The organism is Sphingobacterium sp. UBA2480, from assembly GCF_002341965.1.
Classification (GTDB): domain Bacteria; phylum Bacteroidota; class Bacteroidia; order Sphingobacteriales; family Sphingobacteriaceae; genus Sphingobacterium; species Sphingobacterium multivorum.
In genome coordinates, this window is sequence record NZ_DDPA01000006.1 from 1 (window position 1) to 3,430 (window position 3,430).

Below are 3,430 nucleotides of genomic sequence, written 5' to 3' on the forward strand. Positions count from 1 at the left end.
TCAAGGGCTTCTTGCGTTTAGGGACTTTCCTTGTGAAGTATCTCGCCTGTTCTAGAACTCCCATATCTAGGTTTTTTGTATATTGCTGTAAATATTACTTACTGGCCGTATGAGAATTTGTTTGATCATCGTCTGTCTTCTCTTGTTGAATGTGAGATCAGGTATTTGCCAAGATAGACAGGATTACATTTTTGTTTCTTATCAAAACTACCTTCCAACCCCGAAGATAGGTATTATCGATTTTTATAGGCAGTTAAATGAAAAATGGAAACGTGATATGGATATGCTTAATGATGAGGCTCATGTTGGATTCGAGGTTTATAAGGATAGCACTATCAGAGTTGTTTCTAGCAATTTTGGTCATGTAGATAAGACTGAAGAAATGAATCAAAAATTTTCGTCCATATCAAAGTGGATACCGGCAAATAAAGATGGTAGATCGACCAATATAGCGCGTGAATATATCATTCATCTTGGGGAAAGGTCCTCTATTGGGGAATTGGGGACATATACGCGGAGTAAGGATACAATGGTTGTCATCGATCCAGGTCATATCCAATTTATTGGCGGCAAATGGTTGAATGCACTGTATTATCAAACACTTGATTATTTTTATACAAATGGCAGGCTAAAAAGAATTGAAATATTGGTTTCAAGAAATAGGAATAGGTTTTATGGCTATTTGTCATTTAAAGAATTTGAACAATTTTTCGTATTCTATTACGGTTTACCTACTTATTATGATAATTCTCCCGGTTTAGCTGTTAAAAGCAGTTATTTTGATTTGGAGAATGCAGTTAAGGATAGTTTGTATAAATTATCTTGGGAAGATTTTCGTGATGGCCGTATCAGTTTAACATTTGATCCTGAGAAAGTAATGGTCACATATGATTTTTATTGAGTAACTTTGCAGCGCAATGGGTACATTATTGGACAACGGAATTAAACCGTATAATCATTACGGGGCTTATTTAAAGCAAAAGTATAACGGACAGAAAGTGTTTAAAGTGATTGTGGATGGTAATTTTACCTGCCCCAATCGTGATGGTAGTAAGGGCTATGGTGGTTGTACGTACTGTAATGTAGATTCTTTTACACCGGATACTGCCCGGAAAATTCCTTCTATACGCGAGCAGGTGGAATCGGGTATTGAAAGAGCACGTAATAGCTATGGCGCTGAGAAGTTTATTATTTATTTCCAGCCAAATACAAATACATATGCGCCGACTCATCTACTGAAGATGATGTATGATGAGGCTTTAAGTATTGATCCTGAAAATACTTTGGGTCTTTCTGTGGGTACACGTCCTGATTGTTTGGATTTTGAAAAGATTGCATTGTTGGAGTCTTACACAGATCGTTACGATGTAGATTTGGAGATGGGTATGGAATCTATCTACAATGATACATTGGAGCAGATCAATAGAGGCTGTTCTCACGACGAATTTGTTCAGGCCATGAATATGCTGAAAGATACTCCGTTGGAGCTTTGTGTGCATACCATCTTTGGCTTCCCGTGGGAATCTGAAGAAATGATGTTGAAATATGCAGATGAAATCAACCGCTTTCCACAAATTAAATTTGTGAAGTTGCATCACTTACATATTGTAGAGGGATCTATTATGGGCGTTAAGTTCAAACGTGAGCCTTTTGAACTTTTCTCGATAGAAGGTTATACGGAATTCTTAGCAAAGTTTATTCCTCGATTGCGTCCTGATCTGATCATTCAACGTATTTTCGGGATTGCAGATAAAGAATTGTTAATTGCTCCGAATTGGGGCTTACCGAAATCAGGTATTCAAACATACATCGATAAGGGATTGGAAGCACGTCAGATCGTGCAGGGGAGTCTTTTTTAGCCGTTCCTAATATTTTATACTCTTTTGATAGATCATTGTATGCTATCGCGTTTAATGAATATATTCAGCGCTATAAAAACAGCAAAGGCTTCTCTAATGAAGCCTTTGCTGTTTACCTACAAAAAAAGGGTACGATTACCATCTTTATTTAGCCCTCAACAATTGTTTTTAGATCGGCTGGAGAGTAATTGATGGATTTTAACGTTTTATTGTCAGCTGTTCTGAATACCAGAAATTTGCCATCAACTTCTTTATAATAGGATTCTACACCTTTTAATTTATAGTGCTCCTGTGTAGCGATGGCTTCTGCTTCGTCTTTACATGCTTTGCTCATATTGGAACGTTGAACTTCATCAAAAAGAGCAGAGAATTTATCTTTTAAACCAAATTCTAATACCGCTCCAGCAAGTACATATTGAATGTCACATAGCGCATCTGCAATCTCGACCAAATCTTTATCCTGGATGGCCTCTTCTAATTCTTTTAATTCCTCAGCGATCAACGATACCCGTAAGGCACATCTTTGTTCAGATGGAATAGTAGGCGTGTCTAGGATTGGATGTTGGAATGTTTTATGGAATTCCGCAACGGATGAAAGTGTTTTCGGATCAGTCATATTCTTTGTTTTATTATTTGAAAGAGCAAATATAAAAAATAAAGGACGGTTAACTGAATGACCGTCCTTTATTTTTATTTATCTGCTTAAGCGATTAAATCAGGTGCTTTAACTGCACGATTTCACGCTCTTCTAAATATCTCCAACGGCCACGTGGAAGGTCTTTTTTCGTTAAGTTTGCATAAACCACACGATCCAATTTAACGACTTCATATCCCAGTGACTCAAAAATACGACGTACGATACGATTTTTTCCCGAGTGGATTTGGATACCGACTTCACGTTTCGATCCGCCTTGAACATAGCTCAAGTCATCTGGTTTAATTACACCGTCCTCTAATTCGATACCAAAGCTGATTTTGTTAAAATCGCCTTGTGTAAGGCTTTTGTTTAACTCGACATTATAGATTTTGCTGATGCTGTTGCGCGGGTGTGAAAGTTTTTCAGCAAGACTACCATCATTTGTCATCAAAAGTAGTCCTGTTGTGTTTCTGTCAAGACGACCAACAGGATAGATTCTTTCTTTTGTCGCTTTGGAAACAAGTTCCATTACGGTATGACGCTCCTGCGGATCATCTGTAGTCGTGATATAATCTTTTGGTTTGTTCAACAAAACATAAACATTTTTTTCACGTTTTAGACGTTCGTTGTTGTAACGGATTTCATCTGTTGCAGGATCCACCTTGGTACCCAATTCCGTAACAGGTTCTCCATTTACCCAAATAACACCAGCAGTGATAAGCTCATCCGCTTTACGTCTTGAACAGATACCAGCATTGGCGATGTAACGATTTAAACGAACTAAGCCGTCATCTTCTGCATCCTCTGCTTTTTTCTTTGGACGTTTAATATATTGTTTATCACCAAAGTTTTTGTTGTCGTCAAAATTTCTACTTTTATCGCCATCAAACTTTCTGTTAGAAGGTCTTGAAGAGTCATTTCTGTCTGAACGTTT

At 37.5% G+C, this 3,430-nt stretch carries 4 protein-coding genes; 2 read left to right on the forward strand and 2 right to left on the reverse strand.

Features of this window, described 5'->3' with window-relative positions; genetic code table 11:
• The first annotated feature begins 151 nt into the window (after positions 1–151).
• Together B3600_RS11620 and B3600_RS11625 are read left to right on the forward strand one after the other, a co-directional pair.
• Positions 152–901 carry a hypothetical protein gene (locus B3600_RS11620; RefSeq protein ID WP_286753088.1) on the forward strand — a complete coding sequence of 250 codons (750 nt, stop codon included), beginning with the start codon at positions 152–154 and terminating at the stop codon, positions 899–901.
• Positions 902–917: 16 nt separating this feature from the next.
• On the forward strand, positions 918–1,859 hold the full coding sequence (locus B3600_RS11625) for a TIGR01212 family radical SAM protein (RefSeq protein WP_286753089.1): 942 nt from the start codon (positions 918–920) through the stop codon (positions 1,857–1,859).
• Between the two features lie 148 nt (positions 1,860–2,007).
• Here B3600_RS11625 and B3600_RS11630 read toward each other — a convergent pair whose 3' ends face one another.
• Both B3600_RS11630 and B3600_RS11635 read right to left on the reverse strand, forming a co-directional pair.
• Complete coding sequence (locus B3600_RS11630) at positions 2,008–2,475, reverse strand: nucleoside triphosphate pyrophosphohydrolase family protein (RefSeq protein WP_046671593.1); 468 nt, start codon at positions 2,473–2,475, stop codon at positions 2,008–2,010.
• Between the two features lie 94 nt (positions 2,476–2,569).
• Positions 2,570–3,430: pseudouridine synthase (locus tag B3600_RS11635; protein ID WP_286753090.1), on the reverse strand; the 861-nt coding region annotated here is incomplete at its 5' end.